Origin of the sequence: Streptomyces sp. N50, assembly GCF_033335955.1 — a bacterium.
In the GTDB taxonomy this organism is placed as follows: Bacteria; Actinomycetota; Actinomycetes; order Streptomycetales; family Streptomycetaceae; genus Streptomyces.
This window is the reverse complement of record NZ_CP137549.1, coordinates 7189608-7210655: the sequence shown is the minus strand read 5'-3', so window position 1 is coordinate 7210655 and position 21048 is coordinate 7189608. Positions and strand designations below refer to the sequence as shown.

The window sequence follows — 21048 nt, the reverse complement described above, 5'->3', positions numbered from 1 at the left end:
CTCGCACGCGCCGATGTGCCCCCGCCACCGGAACGGGCGAGGGCACACATTGTGGACGTCAGTTCACCGCAAGGGTGAACACATGGAGATCCGGGTCGTCCGGAAGTGTCACGCTCTTGATGGTCTTGCCCGAGGGCGCCGCGAACGGCTTGGTGGCGAACACATAGGTGGCTACCGGGTCTTTGTCCGCACCCGCGACATTGCGGTACGCGGTCCGGGCGACGACCTCGTTGCCGTACTGCACGGTCCCGCCGCCCCCGCCGACCGTCCAGTCCGTGAAGGACAGGTCGATCACGTCGGTGCTGCCGTCGGTGTAGGTGACGGTCGCCTTCGTCTGCTGGTTGCCGTTGACCGCGCTGCCGATGAAGGACAACGTGCTTGCCGCCTGCGGGAGTTGGACGGTCTGACCGGCCGCCGAGACGTTGTCCGGGCGCCCGTTCGGCGAACTGGGCCAGGTGAAGCCGAGCCCGTCCACGGTGCCCGTACCGCCCGGGGTCAGCCCGGCCGCCTCCAGCGCCTGGAGCGAGTAACTCCAGCCGCCCCCGTCGTAGTCCGCCTCGTCGTGCTCGCCGGTGTCGTCGGAGACGCCGGTGTTGTTGTAGGCGGCGAGGAGGGTGCCGGGCGCGGCGACCGTCAGGGACACCGGCTGCTCGTACGACGTGCTGCCCGAGGTGACGGTGACCTTCACGTCGTAGAAGCCCTGTGTGACGTCGTCGGCGGCGGTGAGGGTGATGTCCTGGGAGCCGTCGACGACCGTGCCCTGTGCGGGAGTCGCGGTGACACCGGCGGGGGTCTCGACGGTGTAGCGGACCTCGGGTCCGGTGCCGCCGCTCAGGGACAGGGCCTTTATGTTGACCTTGGTGCTCTCGCCGGGGGCGAGGGTCGCGGCGGTCGGGCCGACGCCGATCTGGTACGGCTGCTCGCCGGTCCGGAAGGACGGCGGGGCGTCTGAAGGGGCGCTGCCCCAGGTGCGGTTCGGGGTGGTGGAGAGGGTGTAGTCGAGGGTGCCGCCGTTCTTGACGATCGAGGACGAGAGCCAAGGCTGTTGCGTGCTGCGGCCGTTGACCTTCAGGGACTGGATGTACGGGGCGTCGGTCGCGGCGCCCTTCGCGCGGATGGAGATGTCGTTGCCGTGCGGGCGGCTGATCTCGACGCGCTCGAACAGCGGGGAGGCGAGGGTGAGTTCGGCGCGGGAGGGGACCTGCGGGTACATGCCGAGCGCGGAGAAGACGTACCAGGACGACATCTCGCCGAGGTCGTCGTTGCCGGGGATGCCGGCCGGGTCGGTGGTCCAGAGCTGCTTCATGGCGGCCCTGACCGTCTCCTGGGTCTTGTAGGGCGCGCCCGCGTAGTCGTAGAGGTAGGGGACGTTGACGGACGGCTCGTTGTCCAGCTCGGACTTGTCGCCGCCGCTGCCCGTAAAGGCCCAACTCCCGTCCGCCTCATGGAAGAAGGAGTCGAGGCGGGCGAGGGCCTTGTCGGTGCCGCCCATCGCCGCGAAGAGGCCCGCCGGGTTGTGCTGGACCATCCAGGTGTACTGGGCGGCCGTGCCCTCCACGAAGCCGTTGCCGGTGCCCGGGGTGAAGCCGGTGACCCAACTGCCGTCCGCCTTGCGGTTGGCGATGTAGCCGCCGGTGGGGTCGGCGGCGATGTTGAAGTTGTTCTGCCACCACTGGGCGCGCTGGGCGAAGTCGGCCGCCGTGCTCTTCTTCCCTGCCGCCGTGGCGAGTTGGGAGAGCGCGAAGTCCGCCGTGGACATCTCCAGCGTCTCGGCGGCACCGCCCCAGGCATTGGAGACGGACGGCATGTAGTGGAGCTTCAAGTACTTGTCCAGGGAGGGGCGTTGGCCCACCGAGAGCACCGGCTTGCCGGACGAGGACATGTCCTGCGCGGTCGGTACGGTCGCCGCCTGGACGAGGGAGGCGAGGGCCCCCTTGAGGTCGAAGTCGGTGCCGCCGAAGGCGCGGATGCCGGCCAGGGCGGTGGGTGAGGGGTCGCCGTTCATGACGTGGGTGCCGCTCGCGCCGTGCAGCCAGCGGTCCCAGACTCCCCCGTTCTGCTGGGCGAGTTCGTAGAGGGACTGGGCGATGTCCGAGCCGGTGCGGGGGCTGAGGAGCGTGAGCAGTTGGACCTGCGAGCGGTAGATGTCCCAGCCGGAGAAGGTGCCGTACTGCGCTTGATGACCCCGGCCGACCTTGTGCACCTTGCCGTCGCTGCCCGTGTATCTGCGGTCGGCGTCGCTGATGACGTTCGGGTGCAGGAGGGAGTGGTAGAGCGCGGTGTAGAAGGTGGTGCGCTCGGTGTCGGTGCCGCCGCCGACCTTGATCGCGCCGAGCTGGTCGCGCCAGGCGCGGTGGGCCGAGCTCTGGACGGCGTCGAAGGAACGCGAAGGCGGGTTCTCCGCCTTGAGGTTGGCCTGGGCGCCGGCCTGACTGACGTACGAGATACCGACCTTGACGCCCACCGAACCGGTGCCGGGCTCGAACTCGACGTACCCGCCCGCGCCCTTGCCGGCGGTGGGGCGGCCGCCGTTGGTGAAGCCACCCGTGCCACCGGTCGCGTTCGTCGACCCCGGGGTCAGCTTGTCGTCCTGCCAGGTGCCGGTGGTCTTGAAGGCACGGTCGAAGGTGGCGGTGAAGTACAGGGTGTAGTAGGCGCGTTGGCCCTCGGGGTCGAGGTAGCCGCAGAAGTTTCCGGAGGTGACCGAGCCGGAGACGGTGTTGGTCTTCGGGTCGATGGTGACCGACGAATCGGTGGAGCCCACCTCGGAGTTGGCGGTGCGGATCAGGAGGGAGGCGGGCTTGTCGGCCGGGTAGGTGAAGCGGCCGGAGCCGGTGCGGGCCGTCGCGGTGAGGTCGGCGGTGACGCCGGAGGCGAGGCCGACCTTGTAGTGGCCGGGTTCGGCGGTCTCGTCGGTGTGGCTGAAGTCGGAGGCGTAGACGGCGTCCTTGGTGTCGCTCGCCGGGGACGAGGTGACCTCACCGGCGTACGGGTAGAACGGGATGTCGCCGCTGCCGCCCGCGCAGCCCGTGCCGGACATGTGGGTGAGGCTGAAGCCGCGGATACGGGTGGCGTCGTACTGGTAGCCGCCTGGCGCGGCCGTGCTGGTCGCGCTGCCTCTGGTGTTCTCCGGGCTCCAGGAGAGCATGCCGAAGGGCACGACGGCGCCCGGGAAGACGTTGCCGCCGTTCTTGGTGCCGATCAGCGGATCGACGTAGGCGGTGGGGTCCTTGACGAGTTGTGGCGGGGCGGCGGCGGTCGCCGCCAGGGCGGGGGGGGCGCCGCCGACCGCGAGTGCGGCGGCGAGCAACAGGGACATGGGACGGAAACGCATGACGCGGCCCCTCCTCCTTCGGACGGGTCGCGCACCACAGGTCGCACAAGCCGCAGGGACAGTAACGTGCGCCACCCGTACCACGGAAGAGCGCGTGTTCCGGTGAGGGCACGCGGGGTGCCCACTCGGACGGCGCCCCCAGGCCAACTGGCTTGACATCGTTGTCCGTTGAGGCGGTAGAGTCATATGCAGACCATCCGACAACGTTGTCGCACCGCAGTGCCGTACCAAGCCACGCACCACCCGGGCAGGTCGAACCCCCATTCCCTGCCCGGCTCGCGGACCCGGTGGCCCCCGACCACCGGGTCCGCCCCGAGCTCAGGCTCAACCGACCTGGCAGGGAAGGGCAGTTGCCGGATCACCGCCGTCGCCGTTCACGACGTATCCGAAGGTGGCGCTCTGTCCCGGACTCAGTGAGCCGTTCCAGTCGGCGTTGTGGACCATCACGTCCTGGCCGCTGTAGGTCGCGTTGCCGTTCCAGAGGCTGGCGACCGACTGGCCTGCGGGGAGTGCCCAGTTGACCATCCAGCCGAGCATCGGGACGTCACCGGAGTTGGTGACGGTCACCTCGGACTGGTAGCCGCCGGGCCAGGTGCCGGTCGTGTGCCGGGTGGCCGAACAGACGCCGGGTACCGGGTCGGTGGGGTTGCCCGGGTCGTGAATACCCGTCACTTCGCCGTTGCCGCCGTCGAACACGACGTCCGAGCAGGAGTAGAAGGTCTCCGCGCTGTCCGAGCGCTGCCACACCATGTAGATGATGTGGCGCCCCGACTTGTTCGCCGGAAGCTGCCCGGTCCAGGAGTAGTTGGCCTCGACCGTGCCCGGCGTGCCGTTGAGCGGCGGGTGGTCGACGGTGAGGAACGGCGTGTCCTCCATGTCGTTCCACGTGAGCGTCTTCGTCGGGTCGAAGCCGTCCTTGGTGATGTAGACGTAGAACCAACCCGGGTGCGCCGCCCAGGCGTTGTACGAGAAGTCGACCGTCGCACCCGAGGTGAGATGCGTCAACGGCCAGTCGTCGCGCGGGAGATCGAAGCCCGTGAAGTTCGGGTTGCCGCCGCTGCACAGCGAACCGTCCGGCACGAAGCCCCGGGTGCGGCCGGCGCCGTCGGAGCGCAGCACGGAGAACCAGTTGTAGAACGGCGTTGTGCCGCTGACCTGTTGGGCCGCCTTGCACGCCGGGTTGATCGGTTTGATCTCGCCGGTGGTGGTGAGCGCGTCCTGCCAGCAGAGGAAGGTGCGACTGCCGGGTTTCATGGGGGTGCCGTGGGCCTCCGCGCGGCCACCCGTGGCGAGGATCAGGGCCAGGGCGGGGACGGTGGTGAGGAGCGCCAGGAGGACGAGGAAGAGGGCTCGGTGGGGGGTGGGGCGCGGTAATCGCGGTGCGGAGTGGGGAGTTGGGGGTGATGTTGTCGCATGCATGACAGTTCTACGTCCCTTCGGTCGGCGGGTGCGAGGAACGTGCGGGGGTGGAGGCGTGGGGTGGGGCGACCCGGCCACCCGGCGGGTTCCGGACCGCCGGGCGGGTGGGAGCGCTCCCACCCCACTTGTCCGTGAAGTTAGCGCGGACTGGGGTGGCTGTAAACGGCGGGGGCGTGCGAAGTAGCGTTGGGGCGGGGTTGTTCGGGGGGCGGGGTTGTTCGGGTTCGGGGCGGGTGCCGAGGCAGGTCGTTCGGAAGCCGGAGGTCTGTTCCGTTGAACCCCGCGCAGGGAAAGGCCAGTTGGAGGCATCCGTCTCCAGGCGCGGTGCGCGCAGGACGGTGCCGTAGGACTGGATGGCGTCCGCCAGTTCCGGGGAGTCCGGCGCGGCGCCGGAACCGACGGCGTCGCGGAACGTCTTCAGCCGGCTGAACGCCGTGTCCGCGACGGCCACGACCTCCTCACGGCCCGACAGGGCGAGTCGCTCCCGCACCGCGTAGACCTGGTGATCGCCGAAGGCCGCGCGTGCGGCGAGATCCCGCGACAGCTCGGCGGGACGCCGGCCGTAGGCCACCGCGAACAGCGACTCCTGCGCGAGGTTTGAGAGCCGTGAGGTGCTCGCCGTGAGCACGAACCGGTTCGGGTCACCCGCGCCAGGGATTCGGGTTGGCGTCGATGGCCGTCCGCACCGCTTCCAGGAGTGTCGCCAGGTCGGGCGTCTGCTCCCACTCCGCGGCGGTGTAGTTCATGGTGGAGTGCGCCCCCAGAGCGTCGATCTCCACGGTCCGCCTCCCTTGCCGGTCGGGGCCGGTGACACTCAGGCGCAGGTACCGGACGTGGAAGCGTTTGGGGTGGTTGCCGAAGATCTCCAGTATCCGACCGTCGAACGAGTACAACTGGTGGCCGACCGCGGCCGTGATCTCGTCGTTCATGCGGGGAACCCTATGCACGGCGATCAGTCGGTGCCAGATCCCCGTCTCGCACCACTTCCCTCACCGCTCCCGCCACAGTGACCCCACAGACTTGACCCAGTTTTGGCCAACCGCGCCATGTGGTGACTGGCGTTCGGTCCTGTTCACTTGTCGCGTCCACGGGGTTGGTTCTTGACGTTTTCTGAGTCGAGTGGGCGTTGCGATGGAGGAACAGCTCATGAGAAGACAGATTCGCGGTGCACTGGCCGCGTTCACCGGAGCGCTGCTGCTCACCATGGGGATCACCGCGACCGGCGGTCAGGCCGCGCGGGCCGATGACAACGGTGTCGGGCTCAAACCCGTGCTGGGGTGGAGCAGTTGGAGCTTTGTGCGGCGCGATCCGACCGCGCGGACCATCGAGGCGCAGGCGAAGGCCCTCAAGACCAGCGGGCTGGCGAAAAACGGCTTCGTCTACGCCAACGTCGACGACTTCTGGTACCAGTGCCCGGGCAGTCAGGGGCCGGACGTCGACCAGTACGGCCGCTGGGTCACGGACCCCGTCAAGTTCCCGCCGCGCGGCAGCGAGAACGGCGTCCAGGTCGTGGCCGACTATGTCCACTCCCTGGGGCTGAAGTTCGGCCTGTACGTCACTCCCGGCATCTCGCGGCAGGCGGTCGCCAAGAACACCGAGATCAAGGGGACCGCTTACCACGCACGGGACATCGCGACCACGGCGACGGAGAGCAACTACAACTGCGGTGGCATGGTGGGGATCGACTACACCAAGCCCGGTGCGCAGACCTTCATCGACTCCTGGGCCGGGCAGTTCGCCGGATGGGGCATCGACTATCTGAAGATCGACGGTGTCGGCACGTCCGACCAACAGGACGTCCAGGCCTGGTCGGACGCCCTGCACCACACCGGGCGGCCGATCCACCTGGAGCTGTCCAACAACCTCGACATCAACAACGCGGCCACCTGGAAGAAGCTCTCCAACGGCTGGCGCACCGGCGGCGACATCGAGTGCTACTGCGGTCCTGACGACAGCAGTTACCCGCTGACCACCTGGGCCTCCATCGCCTCCCGCTTCGACCAGGTCGCGGCCTGGGCACCGTACGGCGGGCCCGGCGGTTACAACGACTACGACTCCCTGGAGATCGGGAACGGCGCGAACAACGGCCTCACTCCCGACGAGCGCAGGACGCAGATGAGTCTGTGGTCGCTGGCCGCCTCTCCGCTCATTCTCGGCACCGATCTGACCCATCTCGACCCGGCCGACCTGGCTTTGTTGAAGAACACCGACGTCCTCGGCGTCGATCAGGACGGCATCGACGCCAAGCGGATCTCCTCGGACGCCAACTCGCAGGTGTTCGCCAAGACCGAGGCCGACGGGGATGTCGTGGTCGGTCTGTTCAACACCGGGTCGGCGCCCCGTGAAGTCGCCACGACCGCGGGCGCGTTGGGGCTGCGCGGGGCACGTGACTACTCCCTGCGGGATCTGTGGAGCCACCGACTCACCGAGTCCTCCGGCCGGATCGCCGCCAATGTGCCGGCGCACGGTGTGGCCCTGTACCGGGTCCACGGCAGCCACCGCACGGTGACCGGCGCGGCTCCGGACGTCTCGTTCGGACTCAACTGGGCGCCCGCGCCCAGCGACAGCACCACCCGTACCGTGACCGCGGTCCTGTCCGACAACGGATCCCGGTCGATCACCGATGCCGATCTGACCCTGACCGGGCCGGCCGGCACGAAGATCACCACGCGTGACGTGACCCGGGCCAGGACGCTTCGCGGCGGGCGCGCGTTGGAGGTCACCTACTCCGTGTCCATCCCACCCTCGGCCAAGCTCTTCGCCTCCAACGACTTCCAGGGGACGGCGAGTTACCGCTTCCGGTCGGCGGGGAGGACGCGGCTGGCCGCCGGTGACACGATCACCGTCAACCACCAAGTCACCGCCCCGTACCGGACGTTCGCGTCCACCACGGCGAGTTTCAGCGAGTCCGGCACCCAACTCGGCATCCGGGCGCAGGGGGCAGACCTGTACAACGGCACGAACGAGTACGGGTCGATCTATCTGCCGGGAGCGGAGCACGACGGTTCGGTGACGACGGTGAAGCTCAACTCGCAGTCGGATACCGATGTTTGGGCCAAGGCCGGGATCATGGTCCGTAACGACATCACCCAGCCGAACACCTCCCCCGGGTACGTGGCCCTCGTCGCGACCCCGGGCAACGGGTATCTGCTCGACTGGGACAGCGACGGCGACGGGAAGCTCGACTCGCAGGATTCCACCGGCACCGCCGTCTACCCCTCGTGGCTGAAGCTCGTCCGTGACGGCACGTCGTACAGCGGCTATTACTCGACCGACAACGCCACCTGGAACCTGGTCGGGACGATCGACGTCCCGACCGCCGCGGCCACCCAGGACGTCGGCCTGACCCAGACGTCGCACGCGTCGGGCACCACCGGCGAGGCCGACTTCGACTCGTTCACGACCACGCCGTAGGTCTGCGGCGACGACGGCGACGCGCGTCCGTCCGGTGCCCGGTGCTTCTCTAGACCGGTGCCGTGCGGGCGCGCATCGCCGGTTCGGCGGGCGGGAGTTCGGTGGCGGCTGCCGGGAGTTCGATGGTGAACTCCGTGCGGCCCGGGACGCTGGTCACGTCGATACGGCCGCCGTGGGCGCCGGTGATGGCCGTCGCGATGGCCAGGCCGAGGCCGGAGCCGCCCTCCTTGCCGCCGGCCCGGGCGCGGGAGGCGTCGGCGCGGGTGAAGCGCTCGAAGACCGTGGGGAGGAGCGCCGGGGGGATGCCGGGGCCGTCGTCGCGTACCCGGATGACGACGGTGCGGTCGGCGGTGGCCTCGACGCTCGCCGTGACCGTGGTGCCGACAGGGGTGTGCATCCGCGCGTTGGCCAACAGGTTGGCCAACACCTGGTGCAGGCGGGCCTCGTCGCCGATGACCAACGCCGGGGCGTCCAGGGAGAGTTGGAGTTGCCAGTCGTGGCCGGTGCCGGCCGCGCGCGCGTCCCACACCGCTTCGGCGAGCAGCGCCGCGAGGTCCACCTCGGCGGACTGCAGCGGCCGGCCCTCGTCGAGCCGGGCGAGCAGCAGGAGGTCCTCCACCAGGCCCGTCATGCGCGCCGACTCGGCGGTGACCCGGCGCCAGGCGAGGCCCGGTTCGATGCGGTCGGTGCCGCGGTTCATCAGCTCGGCGTAGCCCGCGATGGAGGCGAGGGGGGTGCGGAGTTCGTGGCTGGCGTCGGCGAGGAAGCGGCGCATGCGTTCCTCGCTGCGGCGCATCTGCTCCTCGCTGCGCTGGCGTTCGGCGAGCGAGGACTCGACGTGGTCGATCATGCGGTTGAGCGCGGCGCCGACCTGGCCGGCCTCGCTGCCGGGGTCGGTGTCCCGCTCGGGCACCCGGGTGAGCGCGGTGACCTCGCCGTGGCCGAGCTGCGAGCGGGAGACCTCGACGGCAGTGGCGGCGACCCGGCCCAGCGGCCGTAGCTGCCGTCGGATGACGACCGCGCACAGACAGCCGGCCACGGTCAGTCCGGCGAGGGCTACGACGGCCTCGACCGCCACCATGCCGCTGATCATGCCCTGTACGTCGTCCATCGGGAGGCCGGTGAGGACCCGGACGCCATCGCTGTCGAGGGCCGTGAGCCGGTAGGTGCCGAGGCCGGGCACGGTCCTGGTGTGCATCGCGCTGTCGGCGGTGACGCCCGCGAGGGCCGCGCGCTGGGCGGCGGTGAGGTTCTGGGGCGGGGCGTCCTGCCTGACGACGGCCGCGGCGATGATCGTGCCCTTGTCGTCGAACCGCGCGGCGAGCGTCCCGACGGCGTGGCCGTTCTCCATGAGGAACCCGAGGTCGCCGTCGAAGTCCGGGTGGTGTTGGGCGCCGCCCAGGCTGCGTTCGGCGGCGTTGCCGACCCGGTCGTCCAAGTTGCCCAGCAGATAGGCGCGTTGGACGAACACGGTGGTGAGGGCCATCGCGGCGCACACGACGACGAGGGCGGCGCTGATGAAGAGGAGGAGGCGGGTGCGCAGCGAACGGCCGTGCAGGCGGCCCCGGTTGCGGGTACGGAGGTTCATCTGGCGTCCTCCACGGGCCGTAGGGCGTATCCCATGCCGCGCACGGTGTGGATCATCGGGGCGCGGCCGCGGTCTATCTTGCGGCGGAGGCTGGAGATGTAGACCTCGACGAGGTTGCCGCCGCCGTCGAAGCAGCTGCTCCACACCTGGTCGAGGATCTGGGCCTTGCTCAGCACCTGGCGGGGGTGGTCGAGGAACAGGGTGAGCAGGTCGAACTCCTTGGCGGTGAGCTGGACCGGCTCACCGGCGCGGCGCACCTCGCGGGTCTCGCCGGTCAGGACGAGGTCGCCGAGGACGCGTACGGAGTCGTCGGCCGGGGTGCGTTCGCCGCCCGCCCGGCGCAGCAGTCCGCGCAGCCGCAGCACGACCTCCTCCAGGGAGAACGGCTTGGTGACGTAGTCGTCGGCGCCCGCTTCGAGGCCGTCGAGGCGGTGCTCGATCGCGTCGCGGGCGGTGAGCATGAGGACGGGCAGCCGGGGGTTCTCGTAGCGGAGTCTGCGCAGCACCTGGACGCCGTCGAGGTCGGGCAGCATGCCGTCGAGGACGACGGCGTGCGGGGCGCAGGCCCGGGAGATCCGCAGCGCGCTGTGCCCGTCCGGCGCGGGGTAGGGCCGCCAGCCGGCCTCGGTGACCGCGACGGAGAGCAGCTCGGTGAGCGCGGGCTCGTCGTCGACGATGAGCACGCGGACGCGGCTGCTGCGGGACCCAGAGGTGCCAGTCATGTCCTGATTCTGTCCCGGCCCGCTGAGGGAACCCTGTGTTCCACCTGAGACGCAGCCGTGCGAGCGGGCGGGATTCCGGGGCGCCGGCAGGGGCGTCGTCCCTGGCCCGCCGTCCGCCGCCCTCTCCAACTTGCTTGACCGAAGCGGGCGTTGGCACTCTCCGGCCACGTGATTCCCTTGAGCCGCCGGCGCCCCGGCACTCACTCTGATGGCTGGCTTCCGCTCACCGGGCGGAAGCGTTTCAGCGTTCAGGGGAGGACGTCCACCCATGCGAAGACTCCACGCCCTGTGGGCCGTGGCCTCGGCGGCCGGACTGCTCGCGGGGGCCATCACGCCCGCGACAGCCGCCGCCGGTGCCACGGTCTCCACCCGCCTCACGGGCCCGAGCACCGCCCCACCGCAGACCGTCACCCTCATCACCGGCGACACCGTGACCCTCACCACCGGACCGGACGGCAAGAGCGCCGTCGACGTCCGGCGCGGCGAGGGCCGCGAGGCCGCGACCTTCCTGTCCAGCGAGAGGAACGGCGAGATCAGCGTCCTGCCGGCGGACGCCGTCCCGCTGATCAAGGCGGGCCGCCTCGACCCTGCCCTCTTCAACGTCACCCAGCTCGTCGAGCAGGGTTACACGGACGCGAAGACCGGCTCCACCCCGGTCATCGCGACGTACAGCAAGGGCACCGAGACCCCCGAGGGCACGCGCCGGACGCTGGCACTGCCCGGGATCGACGGCGCCGCGCTCAGCGCGCGGAAGTCCACCGCCTTCTGGTCGGACATCGCCCCGGCGCTCGGCACCGCGCCCAGCGCGAAGGCCGCGAAGCAGCTCGGCGACGGCATCGACAAGATCTGGCTGGACGCCAAGGTGAAGGCGTCCCTCGACGTGAGCGTGCCGCAGATCGGCGCGCCCGAGGTGTGGAAGGCGGGCTACGACGGCACGGGCGTCGAGGTCGCGGTCCTGGACACGGGCGTGGACACCGGGCACCCGGACCTGGCCGGGAAGATCGCCGGCTCGGAGAGCTTCGTACCGGACGAGACGGTGCAGGACGGATTCGGCCACGGCACCCATGTGGCGTCCACGATCGTCGGCTCCGGCGCGGCCTCCGGCGGCCGGTACAAGGGCGTGGCGCCGGGCGCGAAGCTGCTGGTCGGCAAGGTGCTGGACAACACGGGCAGCGGCCAGGCCTCCTGGATCATCGCGGGCATGGAGTGGGCGGCGAACTCCGGCGCGAAGATCGTCTCCATGTCGTTGGGCGGTACGGCGTACGGCCCCTCGGACGTGCTCAGTGAGACCGTCGACCAACTGTCCGCGTCCACCGGCGCGTTGTTCGTGATCGCGGCCGGCAACGCGGGCCCGGGCGAGCAGACCCTGGGCACCCCGGGCATCGCCGACTCGGCGCTGACCGTGGGCGCGGTCGACAAGTCGGACCAGCTGGCGTCGTTCTCCAGCCGGGGTCCGCGCCTGGGCGACTCCGCGGTCAAGCCGGAGATCACCGCGCCGGGCGTGAGCATCACCGCGGCCCGCGCCGCCGGCACCACCATGCCTGGCAGTACGCCGGTCGACGACTACTACACGACGGCGAGCGGTACGTCGATGGCCACCCCGCATGTCGCGGGCGCGGCGGCACTGGTCGCGCAGGCGCATCCGGACTGGACCGGTGAGCAGATCAAGGAGGACCTGGCCAGTACGGCGAAGACGAACGCCGTCAACTCCGTGTTCGAGCAGGGCGACGGCCGGGTCGACGCCGTACGGGCGGTCGAGCAGGACGTCTTCGCGACCTCGACACTGAGCTTCGGCAGGTTCGAGGACGGTGACAACGGTGTCGTCGACAAGGACATCACGTACACCAACACCACTGACAGTGCAGTGGAGTTGAAGCTCTCGTCGTCGCTGACCGACCTCGCGCTGAGCGCGGACACCCTGACCGTGCCCGCGCGGGGCACCGCGACCGTCTCCGTCGGCGTCGACCCGGCGCGGGAGGCCGAGGGGCGGTACACGGGCCATGTCACGGCGACCGCCGACGGCGGGATCCAGGTCACCACGGCCGTCGGCTTCGAGAAGGCGCCGAAGACCTACGACCTGAAGGTCTCGCTCGTGGACCGCGAGGGCAACCCGTCCACCGGGGCCTCGCTCTACACGCTCCAGGAGTTGAACGGCGCCTACCCCGACGAGTACGGCTTCCTCGGCACCGGCGCGACCTGGCGGGTGCCGGCCGGCACCTACTCCATCGCGACCTGGATCCCGGACCGGGACGGGGCCGGTCTGGCCGTGGGCACCTCGATCGTCGGCAACCCCGAGATCAAGGTCGGCGCGGACACCGCGGTCGTCCTCGACGCCCGCAAGGCGGTGGAGATCAAACCGCAGACGAAGGAGGACTCCGAGTTCCGCGGATTCAGCACCAGTTGGCACCGGGAGGGGCCCGGCGGCGGCTGGGGGCTCACCTACAGCCAGGGCTTCTGGACCGACCACGTCTATGTGGCGCCGACCCCGCCGGTGACCGTGGGCACCCTGGACTTCAACGCCAAATTCCGGCTGTACGCCAAGGAGTTGACGGCGAGCGTCACCAGCCCGGCGAAGACCTCGCTGTCCTCGCTCTACTACTCCCAGACGTACAACGGCTTCCCGTCGAGGATCAGCGGTGACCACAAGGTCCAGGCGGTGGACGCGGGCGGCGGTACCGCGGCCGACTTCGCGGGGCTCGACGTCAAGGGCAAGGTCGCGGTGGTCGGGGTCGGTGCCACCGAGCGGGCGCAGAGCGCCCTGGACAACGCGACCAAGGCCGGGGCGGGTTACCTCATCGTCTACCGCAAGACACCGGGCTTCTGGATCGAGGCCGTGGACCGGGCGACCACCGTCCCGGTGATGATCGCCACCGGCGAGCAGGGCGCCGCGCTGGCCGCCCTGCTGAAGACCGGCAAGAAGGTCACGCTGAAGCTGAGCGGCACGCCGGTCAGCCCGTACGTCTACAACCTGCTCGCCGCGCAGAGCGGCGCCATCACCGCGAACCAGACCTACCGCCTCGACAAGTCCAACACCGTGAAGCGGAAGGCCCGTTACTACGGCGGCACGGCCGGCGAGACGGGCGCGGACACCCTGTACACCTTCCGCCCCTGGCAGCTCTTCGGCGTCGACAGCAGCGTGCCCACACAACTGGGCACGGAACGCGACGAGTACTACTACGTCGACCCGGACACCCGCACCTGGCATGTCGTCTATCCCAACTCGAAGGCCTACAAGGGCGAGTGGAGCCCACTGCGGACCTTCACCAAGGCGGGCACCGAGCCCACCGAGGACTGGCTGCGCCAGGTCGTCCGGCCGGGCAGCAGCGAGGAGTACGGCCTCTCGACCCGCACCGGCGACAAACTCACCCTCCACGTACCGGAGTTGAACGACTCCACGCCGGGCCACTACGGATACGTCGACGGCGTCGACACCACCGCGCAGGGCAAGCTCTACGCGGACGGGCAGTTCGTCGGCGACTCGACGCGCGGCGGGGCGGGTGTCTTCGACGTCCCGGCGGCCCCGTCCTCGTACCGCTTCGATCTGGACGTACAGCGCAAGGCGGCCTGGGCCGCGTACTCCACGAGCACGCACACCGAGTGGACCTTCGCCTCGGCGCACACCGACACCGCGACGGCACTCCCCCTGCTCACCGTCGGCATCGCCCCGAAGGACCTCGATCTCCTCAACAGAGCCGACGCCAAGCGGGAGTTGACCGTCGGACTGCCGGTCGCGAACCAGTCGGGGAGCGTCCGGACGAGCAGTCTGAAGGCCTGGGTCTCCTACGACGACGGCGCGTCCTGGAAGGAGGTGGGTGTCAAGAAGGGCGAGGCACGGTTCCGGCCCGCGAAGGGCGCCGTGTCGGTGTCGCTGCGCGTGCGGGCCACCGACCGCGACGGCAACGCGATCGACCAGACCGTACTGCGGGCGTTCGGCCTGAAGTGAGCCCGAAGCGAGCCTGAAGCGATCGGATGGGCCGGGCCACGGTAAGGACTCTTAACAAACAAGCTCTACCGTGGCGAGCCATGGTGAACACGGCACAGGATTCTGTACGGCGGACCCCTGCCGCGAGCCCTTGGGCAGCGGTGGGGGTCTCCGCCATCGACGAGGTGGTGTACCGGGCGATTCTCCAGCAGCCCGACGCGGGCGCGGGCGGCTGGGCGCTGCTGACCGGCACGACACCGGCCGAGCTGCGCGAGGCCTGCAACCGGCTGCTGACGCTGGGTCTGCTCCAACCGCCGGACTCCATGGGCGGGTTACGGGCGGTCGACCCGCGGGTGGCGATCCGTGCGCTGATCCGGCGGCGCGAGACCGAGTCCGAACTGGTCGCCGCCACCGCCGAGGAGATGGCCACCGCGTACGAGGCGGGGCTGCTGCGCGAGGAGCCGTCCCGGCTGATCGAGGTCGCCTCCGGCGAGGGCGCCATCGCGGCCCGCCTGGAGGAGATGTACGCCCGCGCGGAGCACGAGGTGTGTCTCTTCGACACCCCGCCCTACCTCGCCCCGCCCGCACCGCAGGTGGACCTCCAGGCCGATCTCCTCAAGCGCGGGATCGTCTCGCGCGGCATCTACGCGGCGACCGCCCTGGAGGATCCGAACGTCCTGTCGCGTGCCTGGAACATGGTCGAACTCGGCGAGCAGGCCCGGGTGTTGCCGTCCGTGCCGCTCAAACTGCTGGTGGTCGACGGGCGTCGGGCCCTGCTCCCGCTGACCTCGTCGGCGGCGGGCGGCTACTGCGCCGTCGTCGTATGGCACTCGGCGGTGACCGAGGCCCTGCAGAAGCTCTTCGAGCTGGCCTGGCAGCAGGCGACTCCGCTCGGGCGGCCCGCCGGGAACGGTGAACTCTCCGAGGACGAGCAGGCGTTGACGCGGCTGCTGGCGGCCGGGCTGAAGGACGAGGCGGTCGCCCGCCATCTGGGGATCAGTCTGCGCACGCTGCGGCGACGGGTGAGCGACCTCCAGGAACGGCTCGGGGCGGCGAGCCGCTTCCAGCTCGGGATGCGGGCGGCGCAGCGGGGCTGGCTGTAGCACAACGGCAAAGGGCCGCACCCCGTCGCCGGGGATGCGGCCCTCAACTGCCCTGCCGGAGCCGCTAGTTGCGGATCAGGTTGCGCAGCACGTACTGCAGGATGCCGCCGTTGCGGTAGTAGTCGGCCTCGCCGGGGGTGTCGATGCGGACGACCGCGTCGAACTCCACGCCAGTGTCGGTGGTGACCTTGACCGTGCTCGGAGTGGTGCCGTCGTTCAGCTCGGTGATGCCGGCGACGGAGAAGGACTCCTCGCCGGTCAGGCCGAGGGACTCGGCGGTCTGGCCCGCCGGGTACTGGAGCGGGACGACGCCCATGCCGATGAGGTTCGAGCGGTGGATGCGCTCGTAGGACTCGGCGATGACGGCCTTGACGCCGAGGAGCGCGGTGCCCTTGGCGGCCCAGTCGCGGGACGAGCCGGAGCCGTACTCCTTGCCGGCCAGGATGACCAGCGGGATGCCCTGCTCGATGTAGTTGCGCGAGGCGTCGTAGATGAACGACACGGGGGCGTCGGCCTGCGTGAAGTCACGCGTGAAGCCGCCCTCGGTGCCCGGCGCGACCTGGTTGCGCAGGCGGATGTTGGCGAAGGTGCCGCGGATCATGACCTCGTGGTTGCCTCGGCGGGAGCCGTAGGAGTTGAAGTCACGCCGCTCGATGCCGTGCTCGGTGAGGTACTTGCCGGCCGGGGTGTCGGCCTTGATGGCACCGGCGGGCGAGATGTGGTCGGTGGTGACCGAGTCACCGAGCTTGGCCAGGACGCGGGCGCCGGCGATGTCCGAGACCGGGGTGGTCTCCATCGTCATGCCCTCGAAGTACGGGGGCTTGCGGACGTAGGTCGACTGGGCGTCCCACTCGAAGGTGTTGCCCTCCGGGATGGGCAGCGCCTGCCACTGGGCGTCGCCCGCGAAGACGTCGGCGTAGGACTTGTTGAACATGTCCTCGCCGATGGAGTTCGCGACGACGTCGTTGACCTCGGCCTCGGTCGGCCAGATGTCTTCCAGGTAGACCGGCTTGCCGTCCTGGTCGACGCCGAGCGCGTCCTTGGTGATGTCCACCTTCATGGAGCCCGCGAGGGCGTACGCGACGACCAGCGGCGGGGACGCCAGGTAGTTCATCTTGACGTCCGGGTTGATCCGGCCCTCGAAGTTGCGGTTGCCGGAGAGCACCGAAGTCACGGCCAGGTCATGGTCGTTGACGGCCTTGGAGACCTCCTCGGGCAGCGGGCCCGAGTTGCCGATGCAGGTGGTGCAGCCGTAGCCGACGAGGTTGAAGCCGACCTTGTCGAGGTAGGGGGTGAGCCCCGCCTTGTCGAAGTAGTCGGTGACGACCTTGGAGCCCGGGGCGAGGGTGGTCTTGACCCACGGCTTGCGGGTCAGGCCCTTCTCGACCGCCTTCTTGGCCACCAGCGCGGCGGCGACCATGACGTACGGGTTCGAGGTGTTGGTGCAGGAGGTGATGGCCGCGACGGTGACCGCGCCGTGGTCGAGCTCGTACGTGGAGCCGTCGGGGGCCGTGACGGTGACCGGGTTGCTCGGCACCCCGTTGCTGGCGGCCGGGGAGTCGGAGGCCGGGAAGGACTCCTTGCCCGCCTCGTCGTCGTCGGACACGTAGTTGCGTACGTCGCTCTTGAACTGCTCGGAGGCGTTCGCGAGGACGATGCGGTCCTGCGGGCGCTTCGGGCCGGCGATCGAGGGGACGACCGTGGCGAGGTCGAGCTCCAGCTTCTCGGAGAAGTCGGGCTCGGCGGCCGGGTCGAGCCAGAGGCCCTGCTCCTTGGCGTACGCCTCGACGAGCGCGACCTGCTGCTCGTCGCGGCCGGTCAGGCGCAGGTACTTCAGGGTCTCGTCGTCGATCGGGAAGATCGCGGCGGTGGAACCGAACTCCGGCGACATGTTGCCGATGGTGGCGCGGTTCGCGAGGGAGGTGGCGGCGACGCCCTCGCCGTAGAACTCGACGAACTTGCCGACGACGCCGTGCTTGCGGAGCATCTCGGTGATGGTCAGCACGAGGTCCGTGGCGGTGGTGCCCGGGGTCAGCTCGCCCGTGAGCTTGAAGCCGACGACGCGCGGGATGAGCATGGAGACCGGCTGGCCGAGCATCGCGGCCTCGGCCTCGATGCCGCCGACGCCCCAGCCCAGCACACCGAGGCCGTTGACCATGGTGGTGTGCGAGTCGGTGCCGACCAGGGTGTCGGGGTAGGCCTGGCCGCCTCGGACCATGACCGTACGGGCGAGGTGCTCGATGTTGACCTGGTGGACGATGCCGGTGCCCGGCGGGACGACCTTGAACTCGTCGAACGCGGTCTGGCCCCAGCGCAGGAACTGGTAGCGCTCGCGGTTGCGGCCGTACTCCAGCTCGACGTTCTGCGCGAACGCCTCGTGGGTGCCGAACTTGTCCGCGATGACGGAGTGGTCGATGACCAGCTCGGCCGGCGCGAGGGGGTTGATCTTCGCCGGGTCGCCGCCCAGCTCCCTCACGGCCTCACGCATGGTCGCGAGGTCCACCACGCAGGGCACGCCGGTGAAGTCCTGCATGATCACGCGGGCGGGCGTGAACTGGATCTCCTGCGACGGCTGGGCCTGCGAGTCCCAGGTGCCGAGGGCGCGGATGTGGTCGGCGGTGATGTTCGCGCCGTCCTCGGTGCGGAGCAGATTCTCCAGCAGGACCTTAAGGCTGTAGGGGAGCCGGGCCGAGCCCTCCACCTTGTCCAGGCGGAAGATCTCGTACGACTCGTCGCCCACCTGCAGCGTGCTGCGGGCGTCGAAGCTGTTCGCCGACACGACAGTCTCCTTCATTGATGTGCGCGTTCCCACCGCATCCTGCCGCTACGACGTCTTGGCCGATCCGCTAAGGTAAGGCTAAGTTAGGCAAGCCTTACTACTGGATCGGCGGAGTGTGCGGCTGCGGTGCACCTCGGCAGATATCTCGATGTCGAGATAACTCTAGTACATGGGGCCGGGCTGGTCATGCCCGGACCCGCCCGGAGCCGTTCCCGGCGGGCTGGCCCCGGCGGGCTGTCCCCGGCGAGTGAGGCGAGATCCGTGCCGGGGCCACAGCCCGGGTCGGGTGCCGTCCGGCCCGGACGGATGTCGAGTTCGTCGAGCGTGCGCCGCGTGCGGAAGCGGCCGAGGTCGGTCGCGGCGACCCGGTCGAGGTGGGCGGTCCGGTCGGGGGTGGCGGTCTCGAACGCTGGTGAGGTCATGGGGAGCGGTCAATCAACTCCGGCGAGGCGAAGGGGTGTTGGTGGTGCCGAGTCGGGCGACCGTGCCGATCTCCAGGGCCGTCCAGATGGCGCCGTCCGGTCCCAGGGTGATGCCGTGCGGCTCGGAGGACAGGGTGGGGAGGTCGTGTTCGTCGATCCGGCCGTCAGGGGTGATCCGGCCGACGCGGTTGGCTCCCCATTCGGTGAACCAGCAGTTTCCGTCGTCGTCCGCCGTGATGGCGTGGGGGCGTGAGGCGCGGTCGGGCAGCGCGAATTCGTCGATCTTCCCGTCCGGCGTGATCCGGCCGATCCGGCCGGCGCCGATCTCGACGAACCACAGGGCACCGTCGGCGCCGGCGGTGATACCGACCGGGGCACTGTCCGGTGCGGGCAGCGGGTGGACGGTGACGTGGCCGTCCTGCGCGATGGCGCCGATCGCGTTCGCCTGGTTCATCGTGAACCACAGCCGGTCGTCCGGGCCGGTGACGATGGCCGACGGGAAGGCTCCCGAGAGCGGGAGAGGGAACTCGGTGACGTCGCCGTCGGGCGTGATGCGGCCGATGCGGTCGGAGTTCGCCTCGGTGAACCACAGGGCTTCGTCGGGGCCGGCGGTGATGCCGAACGGCCCGGCGTCCGGGGTCGGCAGCGGGAACGAGGTGATGTCTCCGGTCATGGTGACACGCCCGATCCCGTGGCCGCGGAACTCGGTGAACCACAGAGCGCCGTCGGGCCCTGTGGTGATGATCGACGGTCCGCCGGAAGCGGGGTCGAGCTGGTAGGAGGTGACGTCGCCGTCCGGGGTGAGCCGGCCGATCCGGCCGTGGTGGACCATCGTGAACCAGAGCGCGCGGTCCGGGCCGCAGGTGATTCCGTAGGGGCCGGCGCTGCTGTCGGACACGGGGAATTCCGTGATCGGCGGGATCGGACGGTGTGGCATGGGGCGGTTCCTTCCTCAGCGGGCCAGGGGGAGTTCAGCGACTGCGGATGCTATCCAGAGCGCTCCGCGACCCTTCGGTCGATCCGCGGAGGACAGTTCCGCAGTTCCGCAGTTCCGCACACGGCTCCGCGAAAACCGTTGGAACCGACGCGGCACGCGCCCGTACCGTCCCCGGAGTGACCTATCTGAGCCCCCTCGGCTATCTGCTGGGACTTGAGGGCGCCGCCCTGCTGCGCGGCCTCAGGGAAGGAAGCGCCGACCAGGCCTTCGTCGAGGCCCGGACGGCCGGGATCCGCAGGCTGCTGGACACCCCGGAGCTCGCCGGTGCCGAAGGCGTCACGGCGGTCCCGGGCGCGATCAGTACGGCCGACGTCTATCAGGACTGGGCGCCGCACTACGACAACCCCGGCAACGGGATGATTGACGTCGAGCAGCCCGTCGTCCAGCGCATCCTGGACGGCCTGCCGATCGGCGTGGCACTGGACGCCGCGTGCGGCACCGGTCGGCATACGGCCCACCTGCACCGGCTCGGTCATCGGGTGACCGGTGTCGACGCCTCGCCGGAGATGCTCGCGCGGGCGCGGGAGCGACTGCCGGACGTCGATCTCCGCCAGGCCGATCTGCGTCAACTGCCGTTTCCCGACAGCGCGGTTGACACCGTCGTCTGCGCGCTCGCGCTGACCCACGTGCCCGAACTGGCCGTCGTACTGGCCGAGTTCGCGCGGGTGCTGCGGCCCGGCGGGCATCTCGTGATCTCGGACGCGCACGTCATGTCGTCCTATCTCAGGCCTACCCTCCCCCGGCGCCCCGGCCCGGACGGCCGCCCGACCCTGCTCACCGAGTACCACCGCCCGCTCAGCGCGTACCTCACGGCCGCCCTCCCCCTCGGCTTCCGGGTCCGGCAGTGCGAGGAGCCCCGCCGGCCGCGCCGCTCCCTCGATCCCGGCGCCGCCCCGGACCCGCTGCCGACCTGGATGTCCTGGGACCTCCTGCACTGGGATCCCGAAGCGTCCGCCGCCGCCCTGGACGACTCGCCGGTCGCCGTGGTCTGGCACTTCCAGCTCGAGGACGACGGGGAGGAGTGAGCAACTCCCGTTCTTCCTCGGATGATTGGCCGACTTCGGGGTACCCGGTGCCAGACGAAAGGGGGCGGGTATGCCGCTCACATTCCGCAAGAGCTTCCGGGTCCTTCCCTGGCTTCGGCTGAACATCAACAAGGGGTCCCTGTCGTTCACGACAGGTGGCAAGCGCGGCCCGCGCTACACGCGCAGCACCTCGGGGCGCCGTACGACATCGATGAACCTGCCCGGGCCGTTCGGATGGCGCAAGACGCGCACGAAGAAGGACGACTGACGGCAACGGGCAGCGCCGCTGACCGGTCGTCACCCGAATGGACCCCCCAGGAGGC

The 21048-nt window shown here is 70.1% G+C and carries 13 protein-coding genes; 5 read left to right on the top strand and 8 right to left on the bottom strand.

Going from position 1 to position 21048, the window contains the following annotated elements:
* Positions 1 to 58: 58 nt before the first annotated feature.
* The 4 genes from R2B38_RS32295 to R2B38_RS32280 all read right to left on the bottom strand — a co-directional run bounded on the left by R2B38_RS32295 (position 59) and on the right by R2B38_RS32280 (position 5682).
* Positions 59 to 3334, bottom strand: coding sequence for a GH92 family glycosyl hydrolase (locus R2B38_RS32295; RefSeq protein ID WP_318019355.1), 3276 nt, complete (start codon positions 3332 to 3334; stop codon positions 59 to 61).
* 324 nt (positions 3335 to 3658) lie between these two features.
* Positions 3659 to 4753, bottom strand: coding sequence for a lytic polysaccharide monooxygenase (locus R2B38_RS32290; RefSeq protein WP_318019354.1), 1095 nt, complete (start codon positions 4751 to 4753; stop codon positions 3659 to 3661).
* A gap of 7 nt (positions 4754 to 4760) precedes the next feature.
* Positions 4761 to 5381 carry a hypothetical protein gene (locus R2B38_RS32285; RefSeq protein WP_318019353.1) on the bottom strand — a complete coding sequence of 207 codons (621 nt, stop codon included), beginning with the start codon at positions 5379 to 5381 and terminating at the stop codon, positions 4761 to 4763.
* 13 nt (positions 5382 to 5394) lie between these two features.
* On the bottom strand, positions 5395 to 5682 hold the full coding sequence (locus R2B38_RS32280; protein ID WP_318019352.1) for a hypothetical protein: 288 nt from the start codon (positions 5680 to 5682) through the stop codon (positions 5395 to 5397).
* A 217-nt stretch (positions 5683 to 5899) separates the two neighbouring features.
* Between R2B38_RS32280 and R2B38_RS32275 the strand changes: the two genes are divergently transcribed.
* Positions 5900 to 8167 carry an NEW3 domain-containing protein gene (locus tag R2B38_RS32275; RefSeq protein ID WP_318019351.1) on the top strand — a complete coding sequence of 756 codons (2268 nt, stop codon included), beginning with the start codon at positions 5900 to 5902 and terminating at the stop codon, positions 8165 to 8167.
* A 49-nt stretch (positions 8168 to 8216) separates the two neighbouring features.
* Here the strand turns inward: R2B38_RS32275 and R2B38_RS32270 are convergent, their stop codons facing one another.
* Both R2B38_RS32270 and R2B38_RS32265 read right to left on the bottom strand, forming a co-directional pair.
* Positions 8217 to 9755, bottom strand: a complete 1539-nt coding sequence (locus tag R2B38_RS32270) for a sensor histidine kinase (protein WP_318019350.1) — start codon at positions 9753 to 9755, stop codon at positions 8217 to 8219.
* Positions 9752 to 10477 carry a response regulator transcription factor gene (locus R2B38_RS32265; protein ID WP_318019349.1) on the bottom strand — a complete coding sequence of 242 codons (726 nt, stop codon included), beginning with the start codon at positions 10475 to 10477 and terminating at the stop codon, positions 9752 to 9754. Before R2B38_RS32265 ends, R2B38_RS32270 begins: the two co-directional genes overlap by 4 nt.
* 268 nt (positions 10478 to 10745) lie before the next feature.
* Between R2B38_RS32265 and R2B38_RS32260 the strand changes: the two genes are divergently transcribed.
* Together R2B38_RS32260 and R2B38_RS32255 are read left to right on the top strand one after the other, a co-directional pair.
* Positions 10746 to 14420, top strand: a complete 3675-nt coding sequence (locus R2B38_RS32260) for a S8 family serine peptidase (RefSeq protein ID WP_318019348.1) — start codon at positions 10746 to 10748, stop codon at positions 14418 to 14420.
* Positions 14421 to 14500: 80 nt separating this feature from the next.
* A complete protein-coding gene (locus tag R2B38_RS32255; protein ID WP_318019347.1) occupies positions 14501 to 15502 on the top strand; it encodes a helix-turn-helix transcriptional regulator in 1002 nt (333 codons plus the stop codon).
* A 64-nt stretch (positions 15503 to 15566) separates the two neighbouring features.
* Here the strand turns inward: R2B38_RS32255 and acnA are convergent, their stop codons facing one another.
* Both acnA and R2B38_RS32245 read right to left on the bottom strand, forming a co-directional pair.
* Positions 15567 to 18281: an aconitate hydratase AcnA gene (gene acnA / locus R2B38_RS32250; protein ID WP_318019346.1), complete on the bottom strand. Its 2715-nt coding sequence runs from the start codon at positions 18279 to 18281 to the stop codon at positions 15567 to 15569.
* A 435-nt stretch (positions 18282 to 18716) separates the two neighbouring features.
* The gene (locus R2B38_RS32245) at positions 18717 to 19640 is read right to left on the bottom strand and encodes a virginiamycin B lyase (RefSeq protein ID WP_318019345.1); all 924 of its coding nucleotides are present in this window, start codon (positions 19638 to 19640) and stop codon (positions 18717 to 18719) included.
* A 176-nt stretch (positions 19641 to 19816) separates the two neighbouring features.
* Here R2B38_RS32245 and R2B38_RS32240 point away from each other — a divergent pair, with 176 nt between their 5' ends.
* Together R2B38_RS32240 and R2B38_RS32235 are read left to right on the top strand one after the other, a co-directional pair.
* Positions 19817 to 20725 carry a class I SAM-dependent methyltransferase gene (locus R2B38_RS32240; protein ID WP_318019344.1) on the top strand — a complete coding sequence of 303 codons (909 nt, stop codon included), beginning with the start codon at positions 19817 to 19819 and terminating at the stop codon, positions 20723 to 20725.
* Between the two features lie 70 nt (positions 20726 to 20795).
* Positions 20796 to 20993: a DUF4236 domain-containing protein gene (locus R2B38_RS32235; RefSeq protein WP_033285058.1), complete on the top strand. Its 198-nt coding sequence runs from the start codon at positions 20796 to 20798 to the stop codon at positions 20991 to 20993.
* The last annotated feature ends 55 nt before the right edge of the window (positions 20994 to 21048 follow it).

What these genes read in the sequence shown, in the direction of transcription:
- R2B38_RS32275 (WP_318019351.1), top strand. Translation starts at nt 5,900, where the DNA reads ATGAGAAGACAGATTCGCGGTGCACTGGCCGCGTTCACCGGAGCGCTG.
- R2B38_RS32265 (WP_318019349.1), bottom strand. Translation starts at nt 10,477, where the DNA reads ATGACTGGCACCTCTGGGTCCCGCAGCAGCCGCGTCCGCGTGCTCATC.
- R2B38_RS32290 (WP_318019354.1), bottom strand. Translation starts at nt 4,753, where the DNA reads ATGCATGCGACAACATCACCCCCAACTCCCCACTCCGCACCGCGATTA.
- R2B38_RS32235 (WP_033285058.1), top strand. Translation starts at nt 20,796, where the DNA reads ATGCCGCTCACATTCCGCAAGAGCTTCCGGGTCCTTCCCTGGCTTCGG.
- R2B38_RS32270 (WP_318019350.1), bottom strand. Translation starts at nt 9,755, where the DNA reads ATGAACCTCCGTACCCGCAACCGGGGCCGCCTGCACGGCCGTTCGCTG.
- R2B38_RS32255 (WP_318019347.1), top strand. Translation starts at nt 14,501, where the DNA reads ATGGTGAACACGGCACAGGATTCTGTACGGCGGACCCCTGCCGCGAGC.
- R2B38_RS32295 (WP_318019355.1), bottom strand. Translation starts at nt 3,334, where the DNA reads ATGCGTTTCCGTCCCATGTCCCTGTTGCTCGCCGCCGCACTCGCGGTC.
- R2B38_RS32260 (WP_318019348.1), top strand. Translation starts at nt 10,746, where the DNA reads ATGCGAAGACTCCACGCCCTGTGGGCCGTGGCCTCGGCGGCCGGACTG.
- R2B38_RS32245 (WP_318019345.1), bottom strand. Translation starts at nt 19,640, where the DNA reads ATGCCACACCGTCCGATCCCGCCGATCACGGAATTCCCCGTGTCCGAC.
- R2B38_RS32280 (WP_318019352.1), bottom strand. Translation starts at nt 5,682, where the DNA reads ATGAACGACGAGATCACGGCCGCGGTCGGCCACCAGTTGTACTCGTTC.